Origin of the sequence: Bacillus cereus group sp. MG9, from assembly GCF_040459995.1 — a bacterium.
Classification (GTDB): Bacteria; Bacillota; Bacilli; order Bacillales; family Bacillaceae_G; genus Bacillus_A; species Bacillus_A mycoides.
In genome coordinates this window covers 1,639,173-1,663,718 of record NZ_JARVHC010000001.1, presented here as the reverse complement: position 1 = coordinate 1,663,718, position 24,546 = coordinate 1,639,173, and the positions used below count along the sequence as shown (strand labels likewise).

Below are 24,546 nucleotides of genomic sequence, written 5' to 3'. Positions count from 1 at the left end.
TACCAATCCCTTTCTATTACCCTAATAACCGATAGTAAAGTTGTTTTGCTTTTTGAATTTCATTTGTTCCGTGAATAAATACACGCCCATCTTGAAAAATGACGATGCGATACTCTTCTAATTGGCAAGAGAGCAAATACGGATTCCGATCAACTTTTCCGTGGTTCTTTAATACTTTTTCTAACTCGCCAAAGTTGTAATAACTATTATGCGCCGGTCTAATTTGAACTGTATTTCTTCCGCATAAAACAGCTGTCTTCGTTTGATTTTCGTATGATAAATAAGGATAAGTTCTATTTGTTCCGCACGAAGGACAGTCTTCCGTTTTGATTTTCCCTAGTTTGATAGAATGATATTGATTACTCCATATATCAAACATTAAAAAAGTTTTTCTAATTGCTGCGTAATCTTCTACTAAAATTTTGAAAGCTTCTGCCACTTGGTACGCTGCAACGATTTGAACAGCTGGGCTAATAATTCCAACTGTGTCACACGTCGCCCCTGTGACAGGAACACTTTTCAACACGCAATGTAAGCACGGTGTTTTCTTCGGAATAATTGTATAGCTCATGCCATAACTTCCGACACAAGAACCGTAAATCCAAGGAATATTGTGTTTTTGTGATGTATCATTAATCACGAACCGAATATCGAAATTATCTGTTGCATCAATAATGACATCGACACCACCTAGTAAAGCTTCCATATTATCTACTCTTGCATCCATTACAAGAGCTTGAATTTGCACGTCTGAATTAATTTGTTTGAGACGATTCTGCGCTGCGATTGCTTTTGGCAACTTTTCTATCGCATCTTGTTCAGCGTAAAGTTGTTGCCGCTGTAAATTGCTCCATTCTACGTAATCGCGATCAATAATCGTTAATTTCCCGATACCTGCACGTACAAACGCCTCTGCACTGGCACTTCCTAATGCACCTGCCCCTACTATTAATACATGCTTATTTCTAATTTTCTCTTGCCCTTCTTTTCCAATAGGAGTGAACAACTGTTGTCGTGAATACCGCTCTATCATGAGGTAACCTTCCTTTCATGTAAAAATCAGCTTCAAATACTGTTATTTTTTCAATACATCTTCTTCGGTAGCACTTTGTTTCTGATAACAAGAAAAATAAGCGAATCCAACAAATCCAGCTCCTCCAATTACATTTCCGATAAAGACTGGCACAAAGTTTTTCGCAAGATCCATCCACGTAAGGTGACCAGCAAAAATAACTGCTGAAATGACAAACATATTTGCTACTAATTGCTGAAACCCAATTACGACAAACGCCATAATCGGAATCCAAATCCCAACAATCTTTCCGATTAAATCGTTCGTTCCATACGCTAACCAAATTGCAAGGCAAACGAGCCAGTTACAGCCAATCGCTAAAATTAATGTTCTTCCGAAAGATTCATGTAATTTATCTTGAGCTATCGCTATCGTCTTATTTAAATACGCACCTTCAGTTAACCCGCCAAGGTGACCGAAACAATACGCTACGAAAAGTGCACCTGCGAAGTTCGTTAAAGTGATCCACGCCCAATTGTTTAACACATGTTTCAATGAAATTTTCCGTGCATACAGTGCCATGGCCATCGACATCATATTTCCCGTAATTAATTCTCCTCCTGCTAAAACAACGAGCATAAGTCCAATAGGAAAAACCGCTCCTCCTATAAAATTGACTAAACTTCCCCACTGCTCCGATACATTACCTAGAACACGAATATTAAGTAAAAATCCTAATGAAATGAATGCTCCTCCTAAAAAACCAAGAATAAGCATCGCTGATAGCGGTTGCCTCACCTTTTGAACACCGGATTCAATCACAAGCGCAGCAATTTGTTCCGGTTTATGAAATGCCATAACCAATTCCTCCATTTTTCTCATCTAAAAAAAGCAGCACCAAAAACCCTTACCATCGTAAGGATTTTTGAATGCTGCTTAATCTCTCTGCATATCTCTTACAGAAATATCAATCATCATTTTTACTATACTCATAGAAAGTGTACAAAACTTGCACATTTCCCACTATTTACGTTAACAAAGAGAATCTACATTCTTAGTAGCTTCTCAGCCACCGATATGCGACATTTCAATTTTCGGCATTGCTTTTTTATTCGTATTGCTTAACCGTTCGTCTGAATAACGGTCTGAACGATTATTCCAAATGTCACGAATAACATTAGTAATCTCCTCATCCGTATATCCAAAGCGAAGTAATTCTTTAAGATCGTTTCCTTTAGAAGCAAACAAACATGTATACAATTTTCCTTCTGCAGAAATACGCGCTCTTGTACATGATGAGCAGAACGAATCCGTTACAGATGAAATAATTCCTATTTCTTCTTCGCTACCAACATAACGATAACGTGTTGCAACTTCACCAGGATAGTTCGCTTCAATATGTTCAAGCGGCATCACTTTATGAATCATCTCTACTATTTCCTGCTTAGAAACTACTTCACCTAATTCCCAGCCGTTAAAATTTCCGACATCCATATATTCAATGAACCGAAGGATATGCTTATTCTCTTTAAAGTACTCTGCCATCTGAACGATGTCTTCTTCATTTTTCCCTTTTTGGACAACCATGTTCATTTTAATTTTCATTCCGGCTTCCGCTGCAGCCTGTATTCCCGCAAGAACCGTTTTTACTTTACTTCTATTCCCATTTAAATAAGAGAATCGTTCTTCATTTAACGAGTCTAAACTAACTGTTACACGAGATAAACCCGCCTTATATAAATCTGGAGCAAACTTTTTAAGTAATGATCCATTTGTCGTTAAACCAATATCCTCTACTCCATCAATTTCGTTTAACCGCTGTATGAGTTCAGGTAAGTCTTTTCGAAGTAAAGGCTCTCCTCCTGTAATACGTAACTTTCTTACACCTAAAGAAACGAAAATACGTGTAATCCTTTCAATTTCATCAAAAGATAAAATTTTATCATTAGACAAAAAAGAATAATCACGACCAAATATTTCTTCTGGCATACAATATCGACAGCGAAAATTACAGCGATCAGTAACAGAAATACGTAAATCCTTTAAAGGACGATCTAATTTGTCTAATGTAACAGATTTCATGATTATTGCCTCGTTTCTACTTATTTTATATTTATAATCCGCTCTGGATACGTATATACATTTAAAGATTTATTACGAATGAAGCCTATTGTAGTAATCCCTAACTGCTCCGCTAGTTCTAACGCTAACTCAGTTGGAGCTGACTTTGACAATATTACTTCACAGCCAATTTTCGCAACTTTTAATAGAATTTCAGAAGAGATACGTCCACTAAAAACAATAATTTTATCACCAATCGAAATGTTATTTTTTAAACAATAGCCGTAAATTTTGTCTAAAGCGTTATGTCTTCCTATATCCATGCGGCTTAAAACAATTCCACTCACATTACATAAAGCTGCATTATGAACGCCGCCTGTATGTTGAAACGTAGACGCAGATTGCTGCATATCATTCATTAACCGAAAACAATCCTCGGCAGAGATCTTTACGCGAATATCATTCATTTCTTTCGCAGTCAGCGCATCGTTCGCAAAAACAAACCCTTGCCTACTCATTCCACAGCACGAAGTAATATAACGTTTGTTTTGTATGTCACGATAATAAGGATTAATTTTCGTCGTTTTTACATGTACATAGCCTTCTTTTTCTTGCATCCATATTTCATCAATATCTTCATACTTTCGGATAATGCCTTCAGAGGCTAAAAAGCCAATTACCATATCTTCAATATACTCTGGAGTACTAACCATTGTAACAAATTCCTGGCCGTTAATTTTAACCGTAACAGGAAACTCTGTTACAATGCTGTCCTCTATATGTTTAAATTCCCCTTGCTCATATTTAAAAATTTTCCGTTCCACCTGAATCGATTTCACGATGAGCATCCTTCTCTCACGTTATATTTTTATCAAAAACAAACACGGAAACTGCAATATCCTCATCTACTTTCATATCAGAAAACAGATGAACTAACTTCGCACCAACAAGTTCTTCTAAATGTTCATGGGGATTAGCCACATACACTTCTTGAATCATTTTCGTTCGAGCCATATGAACCATTTCCGCCCCATCCGTAGTTCCCGAAATAAATTTCTCAGTAGGTGTTAAATTCCCATAAAGTGTTGCAATAGCCATGTTCTCGGTAAATACAGTATGAATTCTTTCCGGCCCTTTCCCGAACAACTCTTTTCGAAGCTTTCGGATCATATCATTAAATTCATGTACCATTTTTGACATACTCTCATTCCTTCCTAGTTATTCCATCACAACTATTTTAACAAAATGATCATTTCGTCTAAACTATTTAATAATGAGACGAAATGGATCATCTTTTACAATTATCTCAAGTACGCAAACAACATATGAAATACTATTATTGTTACTTATCTATTCTTCTTTTAACCCTTTACCCATACCTTTTAAGAAATGAAGACCAAATCCGATAGCACGATTAATATCTGGATCCTTCAGTACTTTCATAAGGTCTAATATTCCTACTTTTTTATTGTTTTGCAAATGCTGGTTTCCTTCATCCATACCTGTCAATACGCTACCTATAAGCTTTTTCGTAAGTTCCGGATCAAGTTCTGTTAAAGCTCCTGCAGCGCCCATCATATTATTAATTAAATTTGTAACTGGTTCACGAGTGACTTGGCCTAGAACGATTTTTGCGATTGGTTCTTTCGCTTTCAGCATAGAATTTGCAGCTTCTAGCATCCCAATGTCATTTAATTCACCTACTATATTAAACATTTGATTTAAAGCATCTTCATTATTAGCTAGCAGTTCTTTTAAAGCTTCGAGTTTTTGTTGTTTAAGTTCTTCCTCAGTTAACTCCTGCTTCTGGATCGCCTGAATAGGTGCTGCCATATTCTTTTCTCCCCCTTAGTTATCCGTTAAATGTACGTATCCTGGACGAGCCCACTTACGATTTACCTCAATTCCGTTTTGAGGATGACGCTTTTTATTACGTGGGTTCGTTTTTGGCATCGGATTTTCGCCATCAACTTCTAACACTTCCATACGTACTTTCGTTTGCTTATATGCCGGCGTGTTTGTACGCAAGTCAACGGCAGGACCTGTTAAGAAATTAATTGCCGATTCTTTATCCGTCGAGTTCATCGGTAAATACAGTTCATTCGCTTTTACACGATCCGTTACAAGTACACGTAATTTAAGTGCTCCAAATGGAGAAACAAGGCGTACTAACGAACCAGTTTTCACTCCGCGTTCCCTTGCAAGTTCTGGAGAAACTTCGACGAAAACACCTGGTACTTTCGATTGAATACCAGTTGATTTATTTGTCATGTTCCCTTCATGGAAATGTTCAAGCATACGGCCGTTATTAATGTGAAGATCGTATTCTGCTGGGAATGCAGCAGGACGTACCCAATCAGCTATCGCAAACCGAGCTTTTTTGTCCGGGAAGTTAAATCCATCTTTAAATAGCAGCGGCGTATTCGTTCCATCAAAACTTCCCCAGTGGAAACTGTTCCATCCTTCCAGCACCTCATAGTTTGCATGTGCAAATAGTGGTGATAAACTCGCCATTTCCGCAAAGATTTCACTTGGGTGATTATAGCTCCAGTTTGCACCTAATTTATTAGCAATTGCCTGCACGATCCACCAGTCTGGTTTCGCATCTCCTAGCGTTGGAAGCACTTGATATAATCTTTGTACACGACGCTCTGTATTTGTAAAAGTACCTTCTTTCTCAAGAGATGGCGCTGCTGGTAATACTACATCAGCGTATTGAGCTGTTTTAGAAAGGAACACATCTTGAACGACAAAGAATTCAAGGCTTGATAACACTTCATGTACGTGATTTGCGTTAGAGTCTACAAGAGCCATATCTTCTCCAACAAGATACATAGCTTTCATTTTTCCTTCATCAATTGCGTGAAGCATTTCAATGTTATTAAGACCTGGTTTGTTATCAATTTTTACTCCGTAAGCTATTTCAAATTTCGCACGCTCTACATCGTCAGTAACGTGCTGATATCCTGGAAGCCAGCCTGGAAGTGTTCCCATATCACAAGCACCTTGTACGTTATTATGACCTCGAAGCGGATATGCACCAGCACCTGAACGGCGATAGTTTCCTGTTGCAAGAAGTAAGTTTGAAATCGCAGCGGAAGTATCTGAACCACCTGTATTTTGCGTTACGCCCATTCCCCAAAGAATACACGTACCGTCTGCATCACGAATCATTTCTGCCATTTTAACGAGCGTTTCTTTTGAAATGCCTGTAATCTCTTCTGCATATTCAAGCGTATATTCCGCGAGACTATCTTTGAAATCATCAAAGAAGTTTACATTCTCGTCGATGAACTGTTGATTATGCCAACCTTGATCAATCATATATTTCGTAACAGCCATTAACCAAACTTGGTCTGTTCCTTGCTTTGGACTAATAAAGATATCTGAACGCTCTGCCATTTCAGTTTTACGAAGATCTGCGACAATTAGTTTTTGACCGTGAAGTTTATGCGCACGTTTCACACGAGTCGCTAGCACAGGATGACCTTCTGTTGGATTACAACCGGCGATAATAACAAGACCTGATTGCGCAATATCTTTAATCGTTCCTGCATCCCCGCCCATTCCAATAGTGCGGAACAATCCATCTGTTGCTGGCGATTGACAATAGCGTGAGCAGTTATCAATGTTGTTCGTTTCAAACACTTGTCGAGCTAATTTTTGAATGACATAGTTGTCTTCATTCGTAATTTTAGAAGAAGAAATAAAGCCGATAGAACCTTTACCGTACTCTTCTTTAATAGAGCCCAATTTATTCGCCACTACATGAAGCGCTTCTTCCCAAGTTGATTCCACGAACACTCCATTTTTACGAATTAAAGGTTTCGTAATTCGTTTTTCAGAATTAACGAAATCCCAACCAAATTTCCCTTTCACACAAGTAGAAATTGCATTAACCGGCGCTTCAGAAGTTGGTTGTACTTTAAGAATTTTACGTCCCTTCGTCCATACTTCAAATGAACAACCTACACCACAAAACGTACATACTGTTTTCGTCTTCTTCGTACGAGTGTCACGCATCGCAGCTTCTACTTCTGACACAGCGAAAATACCGCTATATCCAGGTTCAACCTCTTTAATAAGATCGACCATAGGTTCAAGAATATCCGGCTTCAGCCCAGTCATAAATCCAGCTTCACCGAGCATCGATTTCTCCATTAAAGCATTACAAGGACAAATCGTTACACATTGACCGCAGCTTACACATGAAGAATCGTTAATATCTACTCCTTCATCCCAAATAACACGTGGGCGCTCTGCCTCCCAATCAATAGATAACGTTTCATTAACTTGTAAGTTTTGACACACCTCTACACATTGACCGCACGCGATACATTGATTCGGATCATAGCGATAAAATGGATGAGACATATCAACTTCGCTTGCATCAACTTTTGACTCATAAGGATATTTTTGATGCTCAATTTCCATTAATTCTGCCGTATTATGCAGTTTACAATTCCCATTATTGTTGTCACAAACCGTACAGTAAAGTAAATGATTTTCTAGTAAACGGTCCATCGCCTCATGTTGTGCTGCCTTCGCACTAGTAGAGGACAACTCAATATTCATACCGCTCGTCACTACAGTAGAACAGGATCGCACAAGCTTTCCGTTAACTTCTACAATACAAGTATCACACGTTTGAATAGGATCCACTTCCGGCACGTAACAAATTTGCGGATGTTCAATTCCGTTCTCATTAATAATGCCCAGTATAGTTGAACCAGGCTCAGCATTATACTCTTTGCCGTTAATTGTAATATGAACCATGCTGTCGTTCATGGTTACTCCCCCTTTTTGAGAATAAAAAAAACTCCACCACGAAAATATACGCACCACATTTTTGGCACGTTATCATCATGGTGGAGTAGTTTATTAGCACATCTTGCTAAAATACCAATCCATTTATTCATAAATAAAATGATAGATTCATAACAGGTCATATCACGATTCCATCTTTAACACTGTAATTATAGCGTTAAATCGAAAAATACACAATATAATTATCATTACAAAGGACAAAGCACATAATGCTCTGACCTTTGTATTACATTTTAGGATTATTCTGAGATGACTTACTTCCCGGTGCAAACCAACCAATTAGTGCGATGGCAACTAATACTCCGTAGAAGATTAAAGTCCAAGTTGTACTGTGTGGAAAATCATGATCTAAAATACCTATATCCTCATGGGCAAGTGTAATTACAGCAAGTTTGACGCCGATCCAGGCAACAATTGCATATGCTGTTGTTTCTAGTGCTGGACGTTTCTCCAGTAATTGTACAAACCAAGTTGCCGCAAATTTAATTAAAATAAGTCCAGCTATCCCTCCAAGAAGTACAACAATGAACTGTCCTCCATCCATACCTCCGAAATCATCAAGCGGAGAATCCGGAAGCCCCAGAGCAAGAGCAACTGCGGCTAATATTGAATCAATCGCAAAGGCAAGGTCAGCTAATGCAATCTTTCCTACTGTGAACCAGTAGCTTTTTCCTGCTGCTTCCTTTTCATCTTCCTTGTGAATATTTTGATTATTTTTTCCGAATTGCGCCTGAATGACATGCTTTAATCCTAAGTAAAGAAGATAAGCTGCTCCTATCGCCTGTATTTGCCAAACATTTGCAATAAATGATATAGCAAAAAGGGCTGCGAATCGAAAAACAAAGGCCATAATAATCCCGTAATTTATAGCTCTTTTTTTCTCTTCTTCGGGTAAATGCTTGGCTATAACTGCTAGTACAAGGGCATTGTCAGCCGATAACAATCCTTCTAATCCAATTAGAATTAATAATGCCCAAGCGTACTCTAACCATATTGAATCCATCCGCTTCTCTCCTTTCTAAAACTAAAATCAGATAAGGTCTTTGCTCATTAGAATTTCCTATTAAGCCAAATTAAATGCTAAAACATTTTGACAGTTACTTTGCTGTCCTCTATTTGTTATAATTTCAACAAAAAACAAATCTAGATTGTGGTTTTCTTAGAAAAGGTGACGCTACATTGTGCTTAAAAACTTGATGAATTCATCTTCACTTACAGGTTTACTGTAGTAATAGCCCTGAATTAGATAACATGCATTACGTTGTAACACTGTTAATTGTTCCTTCGTTTCTACCCCTTCTGCGATCACTTTCATGTTTAAAGTATGCGCTAGTGAAATAATGGTATGAATAATTTCATTTCCATCAGTAGAATTTCCGATCCTATTAACAAATTCTCTTGGAATTTTCAAGGTATCAATTGGATACAAAGGGAGATATGCTAATGAAGAATACCCTGTACCAAAATCGTCAATTGATAAATGTACACCATATGATTTTAATGCTTTTAACTTCGATAAGGTTTCTTTTTCATCTACCATTGCTATTCTCTCTGTTAATTCTAAATCAATCGAACTAGCAGGTACCCCTACTTCTTCTATAGTAGATATGATTGCTTGAACAAAATCTTTCTGTTCAAACTCTATAGCAGATAAATTTATCCCCATTTTTAGATTTGAATAGCCCGCAGAATGCCATTCTTTCAGTTGTCGACACGCTTCCTGTAACGTCCATTTCCCAATTGAAATAATCTGCGATGTTTCTTCCGCGATAGGTATAAATTCAAAAGGAGAAATAAGTCCCAGTTCTGGATGTTGCCAACGAATTAAAGCCTCTGCACCAATAACCATACCAGTCTTACTGTCAACTTGTGGTTGATATAATAAAAACAACTCATTATTTTCTAATGCCTTCGGTAAATCCTGTTCTAATCGTAATCGTCTTGTTATTTTTTTTGATAATGTCTCGTCATACATGCAAACAGCATTATTACCTTTTTCCTTTGCACTATACATAGCAATATCAGCATGTTGTAAAAGTGTAGTAGTATTTATTCCTCCAAACGGATACACCGCTATTCCTATACTAAGAGATAAGTAAAAGCTATGCTGATTTACTACAAATGCTTCTTCATTTATACGAAATAGAGTTTCACACAAATCCAATAGCTGTTGCTCTGTATGGTTATGGACTATGATTGCAAACTCATCTCCCCCTATTCTCGCTAGAGGAATAGCCGGTAACAGACATGTCCTAAAACGTTTAGCAACTTCTTTTAAAACACTGTCACCAATTGAATGTCCCAGTGTATCATTAATAGTCTTAAAACGATTTAAATCTATATACAAGAGTCCAAATTCACCCTGCGTTTTTCGTGCACGCTCAATGGATTTTTCTAATTCTTTTTGGAAGAATATTCGATTTCCAATCTCCGTCACTGTATCATGGAATGCTAGATAGTTTATCTCATCTTGTTGTTTCTTCATTCTCGTAATGTCTTTTACCATTACATAACTCCCAAAAGTTTGTCCTTCTATCATAATAGGAACAATGGTGACGTACCAAAAATGAATGTCCTTCTCATTATTATTTTTCACACGTAATTGTAACGAAGCCGAACTGCATCGTTTCCCTTCCTGTAGAGCTGCTTCCAATTCAGATCTATCTTCGTCTAAAAAAATCGAGAAGCACTCTTTACCTATTAATTCATCACTGTTTTTTCCTAATAACATACTTCCAGCCTGGTTTATATTTAACACAGTACCATTTGAATTAATCGTTAAAATAGGATCTGGATGATACTCATATAATGACTTAAATCTCTCTTGATTTTTGACCAAGTCATTGGATTTTTTTATTAAATCTTCTGTTCTTTGAGATACTTTTTGTTCTAATTGATTATTAAACACTTTTAACATTTCGGTTAAATCGCTGTTTTGCATTCGTACGATAGTATGACGAATCAGCACAAATACAAATGCAATACAATTCCCAGTAATAAGTGTAGCCGAGGAAGTTTGCTCTTTTAAAGTAAAGCCAATTAATACCGCAACTGCAAGATAAGGAAATATAACAAGAAGTTTCTTCCCAAATGTGGGATCGATAATGAAATAATTCCTTCTAGAAGATGCATTCTTTGAGATCGAAGCAGCAATAGCAATTAATAATAGGAAAACTCTATACAAACACCTTAATAATATAAGTGAACGATCTGACAAATCATCTTGTAAGTAAAAATACAAGTAGTCCGTAATAGCCAATCCAGTTAATACGAGAATAAAAATAAATAATTTACTTTTCGCATTAAAAATAGCTGGTCGAAAGATTAGACTAACTCCTAATAAAAGAAGTAATAAATCTATAATCGGAAAAATAAATGAGAGAAAAACATCTCCAATTGATAAGAATAAGATATTTGCAGAAGGTTTATTAAACAGGTACCACTCTAATGTAAAAATAGCAGTAACAACAATACATAAATCACAAATTAAATACGCTTTTTCCCACTTGTTACATTCCATAATGATTTTATAAAAGAATGCAAAGAGAAAGAAGAATAAGAAAAACAACAAAAACACATCAGAGATATTAAAATTTTGTATCGGTAATTCTACATTAAGTACTTGAAAAGCGGATATAAAATTCCCGATCAAGAAACACCCTATTGCAATAGTAATGCAAACCCAGAATACTCCTAACTTAATTTTTCCGGATAATATAGAATAAATTAATGAGATAAATACAGTAGTTTCAACAACTAAGGATGATAGTCGGATATTAAAATCTGATACAAAATAATGATTCGGAAAAACAAATAAAAATATAAAACAAAAGCTTATATAGAATATTAGAGCTATTGTTAATAAGATAAATTGCAAATGTGAATGTTTAAGCAATATATTCACCTTCTTAAGTCTTTCATCATTTTTTTAAAAATTTGTTTCTAATTATTATTCATATTATGACCATTTCAAAAGATTTCTTTCAAAATAAAGCAGCCTTACATTACACCTGCAAATATTTAACAATTCCATAACAGGAATTACAAAAAAATATGAACAGCTATGTCCTTAACACTATCAATTATTGTTATACGAACTATTTATGTAACAAGTTTATTTAATAGCTAATTAGTTCAAAGAATGTTTTCTTTGAACTAATTGTATACTGCCCATCTGAATCATATAACTTAACTATTTTTAAATTAAAATTTCACGTAAAAATAATGAATGTAGGTGTATGCCCCTATCTATTTATCTTTTTTTCTTCATAACTTCTATAGTATTCATTAAGTACGCTAACTTAAACACCGACTTATTTATAATCCTTAATAAGTCGGTGCTAGTATACACTATAAAACTAAAACACATTTCAAATAACAAAACTATACTTTAGCAATTTATAAATTTCATATTCCTAGAATTACTAAACTTTCTTTTACCTATTACAATCTATATTCAGATACATTATTTCCTTTCCATTCATAATAATCTAAAACCCCTTCATAAATGGCTTCTGCTGCAATCTGTCTGCCGTTTGCCGTAGATAGTTTACTGTAATCGATACCATTATCTATAAAAGCCAGTTCCGTTAACACAGCTGGCATGTCGTTTTCTCTTATAACATGAAGATCTCCATGTTTAACGCCTCTATCACGTGTTTGAAGAGCCTCTACTAAACGTGTTTGAATTTTTTCCGCTAACACACGACTTTCTTCCACATGAGGATTTGTTTTTTCGGATTCAGAAGATTTATAGTAGTATGTTTCTGTCCCTTTTGCATTACCATTAAAAGCATTTGCATGAATGCTTATAAAGATATCCCCCTCATTTTGCTTAGCAAATTTAACACGTTCCTGTAAAGAGCTTTTTTGGTCATGTCCAGGTCTAGTATCAGATTCACGAGTTAGTAAAACTGTAAATGGTGTATGTTTTTCGAGCAATTGTTGTAGGCGTAAGGAAGTGTCTAATACGATTTTACTTTCAGGCAATCCTTTTGTGGACTTTCCGGGATCTGCACCACCATGTCCAGGATCAATAATGATTGTTTTACTTTCTAAAGGGTTTTTCGGACTGTATTGAAGGGTATCTGTTTTGGCAGTAAGTTGTGCTGCTTCTGCACGTGTTATGAATTTATTTGGTTGCCAGCCATTATCTGTACCAACTGAAATTTTTAAATCAATTAAAATATTGGCGAATTTTTCACCCCAATGCCCTTTTAAATCTTCAAATTTACTTTGTCCATTGCTAGTGCTTATATTTTGTAATTTATATGCATTCACTAGCATGGTAGCCATAGCAGCACGAGTAACTTTTCCAGAAGGATTAAATATTCCATTTCCTTCACCTTTAATTATTCCTGCTTTTTCAGCTGCGGCAATGTATGGCGTTCCCCAGTGGTTTTGTGAATCTGTAAAAGATGGTTTTGCATTTAAGTCCATATGTATACCAAGGGCCTTTGTCATAATTGTTGCCGCAGAAGCTCTATCTAATGTATCGCTTGAACCAAAAGTTCCATCTGGATAACCACTCAATACTTTTTTATCAACTAAATAATTAACGGATTTGTCAGCCCATGCAGGAACATCTGGGAATTTATGAGTATTTGCAAATGCACTAGATGAATAGGATAGTAGACTTCCAGCAAGAATTCCTGTAGCAATTAATTTGTATTTCAAAATGTAACACCTCTAAAAAATTATTACAACTTGGTAAATATATCATTTATAGTTAATCTTTAAATAATACGACTTAGAATAAAGAATAGATCAAAAACCGCATTATCCCTATATTAAAGATAGCAAATGCAAATCGAACTATTATTCCGAAAAGAATCCTGAGACATACACTTATAGATAGAGACTATTAAATATATTAACCAACGTCGTGTAACCAGTATAGTTACTCGTATGTACGAGTGTCAATTAAAAAAACCTTACATTTTTGTAAGATAACCATGTTAATTATGTAGTAAGTAATTATTATATAATGTGAATAATTACTCGGTATAATAAAATAGTAATCTTATATTTTAAACAAGTATTAATTATTTTGGTAGGCAAATAACTTATAACAGCCACCTTTTTGGCTATGCTTTGGAATCCTACTTTACTCTTCAAGTCTCCGTATTAAAAGTTTGTTGATGAAATGTAATAACAACTGTACGATTATACAACTTATTCACCTCAATTAAATCAGTTAAATATTGAGGAAGAGTCGGTTTATCTTTAAAATCATTATGTATTAAGCCCTTTCACAGTGACAATACGCATATTCTCAGTATTTTTCGGATCACAATACTACAAAGTAAGACCTAGCTCCTTCCTTTTGTACAAATTTTTGATTTACTAAAATTAATTATAACTTTTCCTCTGCCCGAAATGATTCCATACAAAACAAAAGGGAAATACATATACACTATGTATCTCCCTTTTATTTTGTACCCATTTTTTTATTGTGTTACGGTCATAACTTGTCCACTACGGTCAACCATAATTTTCATTTTTCCGTCTTGAGCGTTATATAACCCTAGCTTATGTAGATCTTGTTTGCATTCTTTTACGAAGTAAGGCAATGTACGAATTTGATCGATATCCGAGCTCGTAATGAAATGAATTAAATGATGCGTCATTTCTTTAATATCATGAACGAGCTCGGCCTTCTCTCGTGTTAATCTTTCATTTTCAGCTCGTAATGAATGTAATTCGCCTTCAAGACCACGTGCGTTCTTCTCATCCTTCGAACGCTCTGCCGCCATGCTAGAAAGCTTATAGATTCCCTCCATGAACTGATGCAATTCGTGTTCTCTCTTTTCACTACATTGACTAATTGTTTCAAAGTTATCCACGATGCCAGACATAACTGTTACGAGGCTTTTTTCATCTTCTTCATTTCGAACGTCTTCATTTACTTCCTGCTTGCTTTCTTGTTTTGTCTCAACAATTGTCTCTTTTACAGGTGTATACTTACGTTTTCGCCCCGGCTTTTGTTTTTCAATATTTTCAAACGGCATCTCTTGTTTTTTTAATTTATAATACGTGTTTTGCAATTGACTTTCCGTTTTTCGGAAAAGATTCATTTCATTTTTACTAACATATTTTGAAATATTTGCGATGTTTAAGCCATGACGTTGACAAAATTGATACACTTCATACAATAGTTCTAGTTCAGACTTCAACCAAGTAATCGCTGATTTTTCATATACTCGCATACCGCCATTTTTTTCTATATCTATTTGAAATAATACCATTCTATTATATAAATCGATTAGCTCTTCATACCTGACTTGGAATTGTTTCTCTATTTTTTTAAATTCCGCCTCTAATTTCATATCGTTCGTTTTATTATTTGACATGTTTTGTAAAAGACTTAATACATTGATTGCTGTGTGGTGATACATAATCTGTGTCACTCCCCCTCATCCTTTCACAATTCTCATATGACTCCCATGCCCTTTAAGAAAATAGAAATTTTTACATATCCATATTATAACATTTCGAAATTATCTGTCAAATAATTAACATACAAAAAGGTATAAAAAGTATCGAAATAAAAAATGATTTTTAACAAATATTAAAAAATAAAAAATAGCTAAGCAAAATATTATATCAGAAAAATTCTACTTAATTATATTATATGGTATTCCTAATATATTTTCACCGAAAAAGTTTGCGCCACCACGAAATCTTATAGATGAAATAATTGAACATCATGTAAAAAAACCCTCACCTTTACTATAAAGGTGAGGGTTTTACACAACGCTAACTAATTAACCGAAAGAATGACCATTATTACCACCGTGGCTACAGAAAAACAAAAATATCTCAGCAACACTCTACCTTTCTGTCTTTACACACATGGCTGGCTCCTCTCTTCCAACTAAAAGAAGCTTTATAGTACTAACTTATCAACTAGCCCGATTAATTCTTGGATATCTGGCTTACTTACTTGAGCATTCGCTCCAACTGCCTCACCTTTATGGAACAACTCATTCGTAATTAATGAAGAGAAAATAATGACTGGTAATTGATTCATTACTTCACTATCTTTAATTACTTTCGTTAAATGGTGCCCATCCATTTTTGGCATTTCAATATCTGTAATAAGCAGATGAATATGTTCAAACATTCTTTCACCTTGCTCTTTTGCTAGTTTTTCAATTTGTGCTAACGCTTCAGCACCATTACTGAAGAAGTTCATTTTCGTATATCCAGCTGATGATAATGTTTCTTCTAGTACTTGACGAAGCATCGCTGAATCTTCTGCAATATAAATAACTTTTTCAGCGCGATCTGTTTTTTGCTCTAATCCTGAAAGTGTTTTATTGTCATAACCAGTGTTACTAATTTCGCAAACAATTTTTTCATAATCTAACAGTAAGATAATTTTCCCATCTAGTTTTACAATTCCAGACGTCGTTTCTTCTAGTCCCATAGATAATGAAGCTGGTTCATCAATTTGTTCCCATGAAATACGTTGAATACGATGCACTTCATCAACACGGAAAATAACTTTCATTTGGTTTAATTCTGAAATGATAAATTTCGTTTGATCAAGTGGTTTTATAGATTTTAAATTAAGAGCCGTTGCTAAGTTAATAACAGGTAAAATTTCACCACGTACTTGAACAACACCTTCAACTGCATGATGAGATTCTGGCACAGTTGTAACAGGGAATGGATTAATAATTTCACGCACTTTCATTACATTGATGCTAAATAAATTTTCACCAACAGTATACGTTACGATCTCTAATTCGTTTGTTCCACTTTCTAATAAAATACTTTGTGCTTGTGACATTAAGGTGTCGCTCCCCTTCCGTTAATTCCGTATATCTAATTATTAAGCTTTATTAAAACCAAAAAGTCAACTACCTATATGAAAAATATAGATAGTTGAGTGATCCTCACAGTTTTAAAGTAGTAATACTACCGGTAAAACTTAATCTTGTATAAACGAAGCAAGTGCCTCTAGTAACACTTCTTGTGCTCCTACAATTTCTGTCGGCATCGCTTCCCATTTTTTTGAAAGCTCTGTTTCCACTCTCATTCTTAGCTCTGGACCCATTTCTCCTAGCACATATTCTTTCGTCGCTATATCAACATCGAGAAGCGAAAGAGCGTATAGTTCAGGATCATTTATTTTCTCAAATAATTTCTTCAGTACACTAGGCGCCATATGCTTTAATTTTTCAATGTGAATTTCCTTATCAGAAAATAGTAACTCATATTGAATATACGTAACATTTTCTTTAATAACTTTAAAATAGCAATTATTTTTTTTATCATTTACAAAATAACCGTTCGGATCTGCAATAATACTCTCTACTTGACGTATTAAATTAGGTAAACTACTCGCCGCCATTACAGTACGTTGCTCAACCTCACTTGGCGAAATGAATGTAACGCGGTACTTATTCTGCGCCATCCTCCTCACCTCTCCTTTTATATAAATTTAGTCTAATTGTACAATATCTTAATTAATCTAAATCTATTTCAAATCAATGCTTCTAGACTCGGATAAATCCTCTCTCCAAAAAGTGAAGAGGCACCACCTAAACACTTGGCTTTTGGCCTCTTCAACTACCTTAGAACCACTCCATACCTCTCGTCTTACAACATGCGAGCCGCTCATAGGCACTGACCGCTACTACTCATCGCTAGGCCCTCTCCTCTTCAACTAACCTAGAACCACTCCATATCTCTGTTCTCACAATGCGCGAGCCACTCATAGGCACTAACCGCTACTACTCATCGCTAGGCGCCCTCTCTCAAAACCTAAAAGAAAGCTTTTAAGAGATTTTAAGCCCCCTTCAACAGCTCAATGTTATTGAACCAAAAAGCGAGCTGCTGATCCGTAATATCAGGCAACATAACGAAAAACTCACGGCACTTCATCTCATCTTTAAACAGTTGATACTTCCAAACACTATCGCTACCAATACTTACGAAATAAAACTCGTGTATACGGCCAATGATTGCTTGTTTTTCACCAAACGAATATGGAGGCACTTGTTTGATTTCAAATTGATCTGGTAAATATACATGCTCTTCTCGTTCTATTTTTAACACTTGCTCAGCAAGCTCACGTTTATTTTCGAAAAAAGGCAATTGTAAAATTCGCTCTTGTCTTGTCATACGAATATAAAACCCTTTCTACTACGTTACAATTTTTCTTTACGATTTATTATCGAATTAAGTTCACAACTTCATTTAATACTTCATCTGAAATTTTGATTACTTTCGCATTTCCTTGGAATCCGCGTTGGTATAACATTAAATCAACGAATTCTACAGATAAATCTACGTTTGCACCTTCTTGTGCACCACCACGTATTTTTCCTGCACCGTTTTGGCCAGATGCACCTAACGCTAAAATACCAGTTGTATTCGTCGCTGTATAGTTACCATTTCCAGTTTTCATCAAACCGCCTTCATTCGGGAACATCGCAACAGCTAATTGACCAGCAGATTTCATACTTCCATCAGAATATTTTACCATCACATATCCACCGTCAGCAATAAAGCAATCTTTAACAGTCGCCGCCGCTCTACCATCTACGTTTGTTACTGATAATGTTTTATCTGTCGGATGGTTTGTTAATTTACTAAAATCTAAATTTACTGTTCCACCATTAAACGGAATAGCTGCTCCAGGATTTTGCTGATTTGGATTTCCTACTGCATCAAATGTCATATTACCACCTGCACCTTGAACATCCTGAAACTCTGTTTCTTTTTTCGAATCATTACGCATCTGTACTTTATATGTATAATTATGTTCGCTCGTTTGTTTAAATTCTACACGCATTGTCCATGTATTCCCTGCATTATCATATACAGGTAAATCTTGTGTAATTTGTTTTGCATCCGCTGGAATATTCCCTCCAATTACGCCTTTTGACGTCCGAATGCCACCGATTGCTGATCCCATCGGAATTTGCAACGGTCCTGGAATACCAGATAAATTAACATTACCAGTTGCTGGATCTGCTGGATAAGCGAACACATATTGCCCTTCTGTGTTCGTAATATAATACTCTGAAGATATCCCGAACGTACCTTTACGCGTAAATTCCATGTTGCCGCCTTTTGAATCACCAACTACGAAGAAACCATTACCTTCCATCGCAGCTTGTGTTTTGCCACCTGTTAACGTAATTGTACCATCGCTATAGTCTGTAACTGTTCCGCTCATTTTCACACCGTTACCAATACTTTTCGGATTCGTCCCTGCGTATCTATCGTCACCTTTTGAACCAATTGAATTGTTGTACAGTAAATCATCAAACATTGCTTTTTGTTTTTTGTAACCAACTGTTTGTGCATTGGCAATATTATTTGAAGTTACACTTAATGCATTTTGTGTTGCATTCATTCCTGTAATACTTGTATATAACGCTTTAATCATAACGTATGGACACTTCCTTATGAATTTGTAGTTTTTACTTCTTCAGCTACTTTTTGATCGTCTTCCTTTACATCTTCTGGATTCGTTTCTCCAATCGGTTTATCAGACACTCTTTCAACGAAACGAAGAGATACTACTTTATTATTAATAACGAGCTGTACATCGTTATTTTCTGCAAGGCGAACTGTCTCTACTTGACCAGTTACTTTGTTCCCTTCACCGTCAATACCTCTTACGTATTTCCCTAAAAATTTCATTCCACCATCAAGCGCTGTCGAATACATCGTCGTTCTTAAAGAGTCAACTGCTTTTGTCATATTCTGCACTTGTTCCATAAGAGATAACTGCGCTGTTTGGTTCATCATTTGATTCATATCCATCGCATTGAACGGATCTTGGTGCTGGAAACTCGATAAAAATAATTTTAGAAAATCGTCTTTCCCCATTACACCAGGAGTTTTTTGAGCACTTTCTGATACTCCGTTTGTTTGTTGAACTGGCGACTGTACACCATTAACAGGTGCATTACTTTTTTGCGCTCCTGCCTGCAATGGAATATGATTTGTACTCGTTGTGTTTAATCCAACTGTTGGCACGCTTTATTCCTCCAATAATCCTGCAAATTCTTTCGATTCTTGTTTCTCTTGCTTCGTACTTGCTAATTTTTGTTTTTGTCTTTGCTCTTGTTCTCGCTGTTCTTTACGTTGTTCATCTTTTTCTGAATAACTTATTTGAATATTAATTTCTTTTTCTTTTAATTTCAGCTTCAATTCGTCAAAAATTATTTCAACACGCTTTTTCGCATCGTGTTTTTCCATTTCTACATGGACTTCAATTTGATCTCCATGCTTTTTCATAAATACAGTTAATGAACCAAGTTTCTCTGGATTTAGCTGGAATAAAACACGTTCTTGTTTCACTACAAACTTTTGCAGAGCCTCTACTTGTGCTTCCATTTTCTTGCCTAAGTCAGGTAATGTAACCTTCTCAGCTCCACTATTTTGTTTTCCTATTTGATCAGTCCCCGTTGCCTTATTTAATAATTCAGCTCCCGTCGAACTTGAATCGTTTAATTGATCGACTTCTGGTAACTCTAACTTCACATCATCGCTTTCAGCTTTCTGGAGTTCTACTTCCTTGGACTCCTCTTGTTTCTTTGCGATATTACAAGTTTCTGTTTCTACGACTTTTAATACTTGCAACGTTTGCTCTGGCATCGTCACCTTGTCTAGCACCATTTGCATTGTATCTTCTAAACATATGGCATTTTTAATATTCATGTTAGAAAAAAGCTCTTGTAATTGCTGTAATTCAGCTGCGGGCAATTCGTTCAGTTTAATATTTCCGTATTCTTTATATAACGCCTGTATTTTTTGTATGTATTGATATAACAATTCTGGCTGCATACGCAATTGCTCAATTGCAACCATCTGCTCAGATACAGCTAACAATAACTGTTCTGTCTCTTTCTTTTCTTCTTTCTTTACAATCGGCTCTTCTTTCGTTACCGTTTTTTTTGCGAGAATATATTCTTTCTTCTCTTCTTCTGGTGCTTCTTCTCGTTTCGGTTTCTCCGTTTTCGGCTGTTTTTTATTTTCAATTCTCATTGTATTATCGAATGAAGAATTTTCATTTTTCGATTGTACTTCTAGCCCTTTTTCTTTTTGCGGAGGTAAACTTTGCTGCACCGGTAATACAAACTGTATCACTACATCCACCTCATCCGTTCATACACATTTTTAAATCAAGAAGCATTTTTTCTTCCAGCTTTTCTTTTACTTTCGCAAGCTTCTTACAATCTTCTTGATACATTTCATCAATGACACGTTCTTTTTCTTTTATTTGCTCTAAAAGGCTTTCATTTTTTTGAATAAAACCTTCTGTTTTTTTAATTTTTCGATTCCATTCTTCTATTCTTTCAGGTGAAAATGTATGTGAAGACAGCATACCAGCCATAATACGTTGTCCCGTTTGTACAACCTTATTGCGTGATTTCACAACATATAGATCATATTCTTTTTTTCGTTCTATTTTTCTTTTTTCAGCTGTTAGTTCGTACACTTCTTTCAAGATATGTTCTTTCTCTTGATTAATCTGCAATTTAATCGTGTCGTACTGCTGTTTATTCACCTGTTTTCATAGCTCCTTCCTATTATAACGTTACCTTTTTCTATTATATAGTTTTTTTACAAAAAAATCTGTGAAATATTAAAAAACAAAAAAATAAGACCCCAAGGCATGAGCATGAGGTCTTATACAATATGGTGCATCGCTTGGACAATATCTTCAAAATGAAAACTATCCGTTCGACCTTGTTTTAAAAACGTATTTATACCTTCTACTTTATTTTTACATTCAAAAATATAGGCATTTTCTTCATTCTCTTGAATTGTTCCTAATTTGAAATACAATTCATTTTCTTTATAAATAGATAAAATTTTTCTCATTTCATTTGCAACCTGCCAATGGTTCGGCGATACGATTTCTTCCATAATCCTACTTACCGAATCTAGTACAGAGATTGCAGGGTAATGACTAAGCGTTGCAAGCTCACGCTTTAATACAATATGTCCGTCTAAAATACCACGCGCCAAATCTGGTACAGGACCATTTAAATCGTCACCATCAACGAGTACTGTATAAATACCTGTTATGGATCCTTTTTGTGTTTTTCCTGACCTCTCTAATAACTTCTTCATATAACTTTCCATTAACAGTGTTTTACCACCGATGGGTAATTCCTTTACTGCAATATCAACACTTCGGCGTGCGTCAGCGAAGCGTGTAACAGAATCCATCATAAGTAGTACGTTATTACCTTGATCGCGGAAATATTCGGCAATTGATGTTGCAAGCTTTGCAGCGCGAAGTTGCATAAGATGACTTTCATCTGACGTCGCTACAACAACGACGCTTTTTTTCATACCTTCTTCGCCTAACTCTTTTCGAATAAAGTCTTTTACTTCCCGGCCACGCTCACCTACTAAACTAATAACGTTAATATCAGCTTTTGCGTTTTTCGCAATCATTCCAAGTAAAGTAGATTTACCAACACCTGATCCAGCAAAAATACCTATCTTTTGACCGATCCCAATCGTTAACATAGAATCAATTGATTTAATTCCCGTTTCAAATACATCTGTAATTTCTTCACGCTCAAATGCATGAATCGGCGGTGCATCCAATTTTATTTTTTGCAGTGGAATGTTCTCGGCATCTTCGTTTAACACTTTTCCATTTGCACTTAACACTTTGCCAAGTAAATGATTACCACGGGGAACAACGACATCTTCTGTAATTAATGTAACTAAATCTCCGTAACATACTTTTTCTGTCTGTTCAAATGGGAGTAACCTATTGTTTTCTTTTTCAATTGCAATAACTTCACATAAGACGCTATGCTCTCCAACGAGACAAACATCTCCAATCTTCGCTTTTGGACCTTTCGCTACAAAAAACTGCTCTTGTACACTATGAACTTTGCCAACTTTCGTATAAAACGGTGTTTCAATAAATGTATTCCATTTATTATGCTCATTCATTAGCTCGTTGTTCATACGTTTTGCTCCTCAAACAACTTCTCTTCTTCCAATTTATGACGAAGTTTCGCAAATATCGGTGCAAATTTAAATTCAAAAAACTCTTTCTCTTCTTCCAGAACAAATTCGCCAAACTGTAAAGAAAAATCATACTTCCATTCTACTAATTGTAGTAGCCAATACTCTTTCGTATTTTCTTTCTCTTCTTGTATACGTTCAAATGTTTCTGGATGAACCGTTATAATTAATTTTTCAAATGAAGTAGGCAATGTTTGCACGATGCCTGTTAAAATCGGCAAAACGTCTAGTAAGCGCGAATCTACCGCTTGATTCACTACTTTTTCTGCTAACTGAAAAGATTGATTCCATAATAACTCTGTCCATTCGTATGCTGTTTCTTGTTGTTCTTTTTGAAACTGTATACGCGCTGCTTCCATCTGTTCCATTTGTTCATGAATATGCATTTGAAACTGTTCTTTATCTTGCAACAACTGCTGACGCTCTCGTTCTAGCATTTGCTGCTGCTGCCTTAGCTGATTCATTTCAATATGTAATGCATCTTGCTGTGCAAGAAGTTCTGCATGATCCACTTGTATCTCTTCTTCAATGTGAACTGATACTGGTTTCGGAAATTGTAATTCATACGTTTCTTCAGAAAAAGAAACAGAATTCTTCGGAATTCTGTTTTTAAATAAGGACATCATCTTCACCTCTTTGAACGATAATTCTTCCTTCTTTTTCTAGCTTTTTCACCGTACCTGTAATCGTTTGTTGTGCTTTTTCAGCATCCGTCATCTTAAGCGGTCCTAAGCCATCTAACTCTTCAAGAATCATCTCTCTACGGTTTGAAGACATACATGTAAATAGTTTCTCTTTAATTTCTTCTTTTGCAATTTTAAGTGCTTTCGCGATAACACCGTTATCTGTAATTTCCTCTAATACACGGCGAAGCGCAAGATCTTCAAGACCAAGTAAGTCTTCAAAGACAAACATATTTTCTTTAATTTTCTCAGATAACGCATAATCGACTTCATCCAGCTTTTGAAAGACTGTTTTTTCAACACCTCGTGAAACATTATTTAAAATGTTCACTATTGTTTTCAATCCATCCGTTTTATTAATAGCACTAAATGCCATATTATTTAATTTTGCTTTTAATAACTCACCAATTTGATTGATTAATTCACCATCTACTTGTTCAAGCTTTGCAATGCCCATTACCGTTTCTACACGTTTATGATCTGGTAATCTCTCAATTAATTGAGAAGCAAGTTGCGGCTTAATATAAGAAGCAATAATCGCTATCGTTTGTGGCGATTCATCATTAAGCACTGTAAGCAGTGGCTCTAAATCTGTAAGTGAATTTAAGAATTCAAATGGATTATCTTTGTTGTACCAAAGGTCTTCCAATAACTTTTCCAGCTCGTCTTCTGGCATATTTTTAAATATACGACGAATGTATTCTTTATCTGGAGTTACTAAATTCAATTCTTTTACATTTAGTTCATACAAAAACTCCCCTAATACATTTTCTAACGTTTCTGGTTTATATACACGAAACTTCGCGATTTCACGAAGTAATACTTCTTTTTCCTCAGCCGTCATATATTCAATGACTTTTGCTGCCACCTCTTCGTTTAATGTACGAATGAGGATGGCAGCTTTCTCTTTGGAGGAGATTTCATCTAACATTGTTTTTC

Annotated in this window: 21 protein-coding genes and 2 pseudogenes; all 23 read right to left on the bottom strand. The window is 35.5% G+C overall.

Annotated elements, in window-relative coordinates:
* Positions 1 to 16 precede the first annotated feature (16 nt).
* Positions 17 to 1,033, bottom strand: coding sequence for a molybdopterin-synthase adenylyltransferase MoeB (locus QCI77_RS08555; RefSeq protein ID WP_353824758.1), 1,017 nt, complete (start codon positions 1,031 to 1,033; stop codon positions 17 to 19).
* 42 nt (positions 1,034 to 1,075) lie between these two features.
* Positions 1,076 to 1,870 carry a formate channel gene (locus QCI77_RS08550; RefSeq protein ID WP_353824757.1) on the bottom strand — a complete coding sequence of 265 codons (795 nt, stop codon included), beginning with the start codon at positions 1,868 to 1,870 and terminating at the stop codon, positions 1,076 to 1,078.
* A 207-nt stretch (positions 1,871 to 2,077) separates the two neighbouring features.
* Positions 2,078 to 3,094, bottom strand: coding sequence for a GTP 3',8-cyclase MoaA (moaA, locus tag QCI77_RS08545; RefSeq protein ID WP_016119949.1), 1,017 nt, complete (start codon positions 3,092 to 3,094; stop codon positions 2,078 to 2,080).
* Between the two features lie 20 nt (positions 3,095 to 3,114).
* Positions 3,115 to 3,912 carry a formate dehydrogenase accessory sulfurtransferase FdhD gene (gene fdhD, locus QCI77_RS08540; RefSeq protein WP_353824756.1) on the bottom strand — a complete coding sequence of 266 codons (798 nt, stop codon included), beginning with the start codon at positions 3,910 to 3,912 and terminating at the stop codon, positions 3,115 to 3,117.
* A gap of 16 nt (positions 3,913 to 3,928) precedes the next feature.
* The gene (locus tag QCI77_RS08535; protein ID WP_002012015.1) at positions 3,929 to 4,273 is read right to left on the bottom strand and encodes a Na-translocating system protein MpsC family protein; all 345 of its coding nucleotides are present in this window, start codon (positions 4,271 to 4,273) and stop codon (positions 3,929 to 3,931) included.
* A 150-nt stretch (positions 4,274 to 4,423) separates the two neighbouring features.
* Complete coding sequence (locus QCI77_RS08530; protein ID WP_353824755.1) at positions 4,424 to 4,906, bottom strand: helical membrane plugin domain-containing protein; 483 nt, start codon at positions 4,904 to 4,906, stop codon at positions 4,424 to 4,426.
* Between the two features lie 15 nt (positions 4,907 to 4,921).
* Positions 4,922 to 7,861, bottom strand: a complete 2,940-nt coding sequence (gene fdhF, locus QCI77_RS08525; protein ID WP_353824754.1) for a formate dehydrogenase subunit alpha — start codon at positions 7,859 to 7,861, stop codon at positions 4,922 to 4,924.
* Positions 7,830 to 8,022: pseudogene (locus QCI77_RS08520) on the bottom strand (hypothetical protein). The gene fdhF and the pseudogene QCI77_RS08520 overlap by 32 nt, the downstream one beginning before the upstream one ends.
* A gap of 104 nt (positions 8,023 to 8,126) precedes the next feature.
* The gene (locus QCI77_RS08515) at positions 8,127 to 8,903 is read right to left on the bottom strand and encodes a TerC family protein (RefSeq protein WP_353824753.1); all 777 of its coding nucleotides are present in this window, start codon (positions 8,901 to 8,903) and stop codon (positions 8,127 to 8,129) included.
* 171 nt (positions 8,904 to 9,074) lie between these two features.
* Entirely contained in the window at positions 9,075 to 11,795 is a 2,721-nt protein-coding gene (locus tag QCI77_RS08510; protein ID WP_353824752.1) for a sensor domain-containing protein, read from the bottom strand.
* Between the two features lie 548 nt (positions 11,796 to 12,343).
* Positions 12,344 to 13,576 (bottom strand): N-acetylmuramoyl-L-alanine amidase, encoded by a 1,233-nt coding sequence (locus QCI77_RS08505; protein WP_193652544.1) that lies wholly within the window; start codon positions 13,574 to 13,576, stop codon positions 12,344 to 12,346.
* 449 nt (positions 13,577 to 14,025) lie between these two features.
* A pseudogene (locus tag QCI77_RS08500) lies at positions 14,026 to 14,255 on the bottom strand (Ger(x)C family spore germination protein); the annotation flags it as partial.
* A 94-nt stretch (positions 14,256 to 14,349) separates the two neighbouring features.
* The gene (locus QCI77_RS08495) at positions 14,350 to 15,297 is read right to left on the bottom strand and encodes a DNA-binding domain-containing protein (RefSeq protein WP_016119942.1); all 948 of its coding nucleotides are present in this window, start codon (positions 15,295 to 15,297) and stop codon (positions 14,350 to 14,352) included.
* A gap of 491 nt (positions 15,298 to 15,788) precedes the next feature.
* Positions 15,789 to 16,697: a chemotaxis protein gene (locus QCI77_RS08490; protein WP_353824750.1), complete on the bottom strand. Its 909-nt coding sequence runs from the start codon at positions 16,695 to 16,697 to the stop codon at positions 15,789 to 15,791.
* Positions 16,698 to 16,838: 141 nt separating this feature from the next.
* Positions 16,839 to 17,324 (bottom strand): LysR family transcriptional regulator, encoded by a 486-nt coding sequence (locus tag QCI77_RS08485; RefSeq protein WP_327902707.1) that lies wholly within the window; start codon positions 17,322 to 17,324, stop codon positions 16,839 to 16,841.
* 374 nt (positions 17,325 to 17,698) lie between these two features.
* The gene (locus QCI77_RS08480; protein ID WP_002012031.1) at positions 17,699 to 18,034 is read right to left on the bottom strand and encodes a DUF3964 family protein; all 336 of its coding nucleotides are present in this window, start codon (positions 18,032 to 18,034) and stop codon (positions 17,699 to 17,701) included.
* Positions 18,035 to 18,083: 49 nt separating this feature from the next.
* The gene (locus QCI77_RS08475) at positions 18,084 to 19,307 is read right to left on the bottom strand and encodes a flagellar hook protein FlgE (RefSeq protein ID WP_088031640.1); all 1,224 of its coding nucleotides are present in this window, start codon (positions 19,305 to 19,307) and stop codon (positions 18,084 to 18,086) included.
* 17 nt (positions 19,308 to 19,324) lie between these two features.
* A complete protein-coding gene (locus QCI77_RS08470; RefSeq protein WP_341307197.1) occupies positions 19,325 to 19,903 on the bottom strand; it encodes a flagellar hook assembly protein FlgD in 579 nt (192 codons plus the stop codon).
* Between the two features lie 3 nt (positions 19,904 to 19,906).
* Positions 19,907 to 21,016: a flagellar hook-length control protein FliK gene (locus QCI77_RS08465; RefSeq protein ID WP_289403563.1), complete on the bottom strand. Its 1,110-nt coding sequence runs from the start codon at positions 21,014 to 21,016 to the stop codon at positions 19,907 to 19,909.
* A 10-nt stretch (positions 21,017 to 21,026) separates the two neighbouring features.
* Complete coding sequence (locus QCI77_RS08460; protein ID WP_012260670.1) at positions 21,027 to 21,437, bottom strand: hypothetical protein; 411 nt, start codon at positions 21,435 to 21,437, stop codon at positions 21,027 to 21,029.
* A gap of 122 nt (positions 21,438 to 21,559) precedes the next feature.
* Positions 21,560 to 22,864, bottom strand: coding sequence for a flagellar protein export ATPase FliI (locus tag QCI77_RS08455; protein ID WP_353824749.1), 1,305 nt, complete (start codon positions 22,862 to 22,864; stop codon positions 21,560 to 21,562).
* Positions 22,861 to 23,547, bottom strand: a complete 687-nt coding sequence (locus QCI77_RS08450) for a FliH/SctL family protein (protein WP_353824748.1) — start codon at positions 23,545 to 23,547, stop codon at positions 22,861 to 22,863. The genes QCI77_RS08455 and QCI77_RS08450 overlap by 4 nt, the downstream gene beginning before the upstream one ends.
* Positions 23,534 to 24,538, bottom strand: coding sequence for a flagellar motor switch protein FliG (gene fliG, locus QCI77_RS08445; protein ID WP_002030936.1), 1,005 nt, complete (start codon positions 24,536 to 24,538; stop codon positions 23,534 to 23,536). Before fliG ends, QCI77_RS08450 begins: the two co-directional genes overlap by 14 nt.
* Positions 24,539 to 24,546: the final 8 nt, after the last annotated feature.

Coding starts and splice junctions, on each gene's coding strand:
- moaA (WP_016119949.1), bottom strand. CDS start 3,094: ATGAAATCTGTTACATTAGACAAATTAGATCGTCCTTTAAAGGATTTA.
- fliG (WP_002030936.1), bottom strand. CDS start 24,538: ATGTTAGATGAAATCTCCTCCAAAGAGAAAGCTGCCATCCTCATTCGT.
- QCI77_RS08475 (WP_088031640.1), bottom strand. CDS start 19,307: ATGATTAAAGCGTTATATACAAGTATTACAGGAATGAATGCAACACAA.
- QCI77_RS08515 (WP_353824753.1), bottom strand. CDS start 8,903: ATGGATTCAATATGGTTAGAGTACGCTTGGGCATTATTAATTCTAATT.
- QCI77_RS08485 (WP_327902707.1), bottom strand. CDS start 17,324: ATGGCGCAGAATAAGTACCGCGTTACATTCATTTCGCCAAGTGAGGTT.
- QCI77_RS08550 (WP_353824757.1), bottom strand. CDS start 1,870: ATGGCATTTCATAAACCGGAACAAATTGCTGCGCTTGTGATTGAATCC.
- QCI77_RS08530 (WP_353824755.1), bottom strand. CDS start 4,906: ATGGCAGCACCTATTCAGGCGATCCAGAAGCAGGAGTTAACTGAGGAA.
- QCI77_RS08495 (WP_016119942.1), bottom strand. CDS start 15,297: ATGTATCACCACACAGCAATCAATGTATTAAGTCTTTTACAAAACATG.
- QCI77_RS08455 (WP_353824749.1), bottom strand. CDS start 22,864: ATGAACAACGAGCTAATGAATGAGCATAATAAATGGAATACATTTATT.
- QCI77_RS08555 (WP_353824758.1), bottom strand. CDS start 1,033: ATGATAGAGCGGTATTCACGACAACAGTTGTTCACTCCTATTGGAAAA.
- QCI77_RS08480 (WP_002012031.1), bottom strand. CDS start 18,034: ATGACAAGACAAGAGCGAATTTTACAATTGCCTTTTTTCGAAAATAAA.
- QCI77_RS08490 (WP_353824750.1), bottom strand. CDS start 16,697: ATGTCACAAGCACAAAGTATTTTATTAGAAAGTGGAACAAACGAATTA.
- fdhF (WP_353824754.1), bottom strand. CDS start 7,861: ATGAACGACAGCATGGTTCATATTACAATTAACGGCAAAGAGTATAAT.
- QCI77_RS08535 (WP_002012015.1), bottom strand. CDS start 4,273: ATGTCAAAAATGGTACATGAATTTAATGATATGATCCGAAAGCTTCGA.
- QCI77_RS08450 (WP_353824748.1), bottom strand. CDS start 23,547: ATGTCCTTATTTAAAAACAGAATTCCGAAGAATTCTGTTTCTTTTTCT.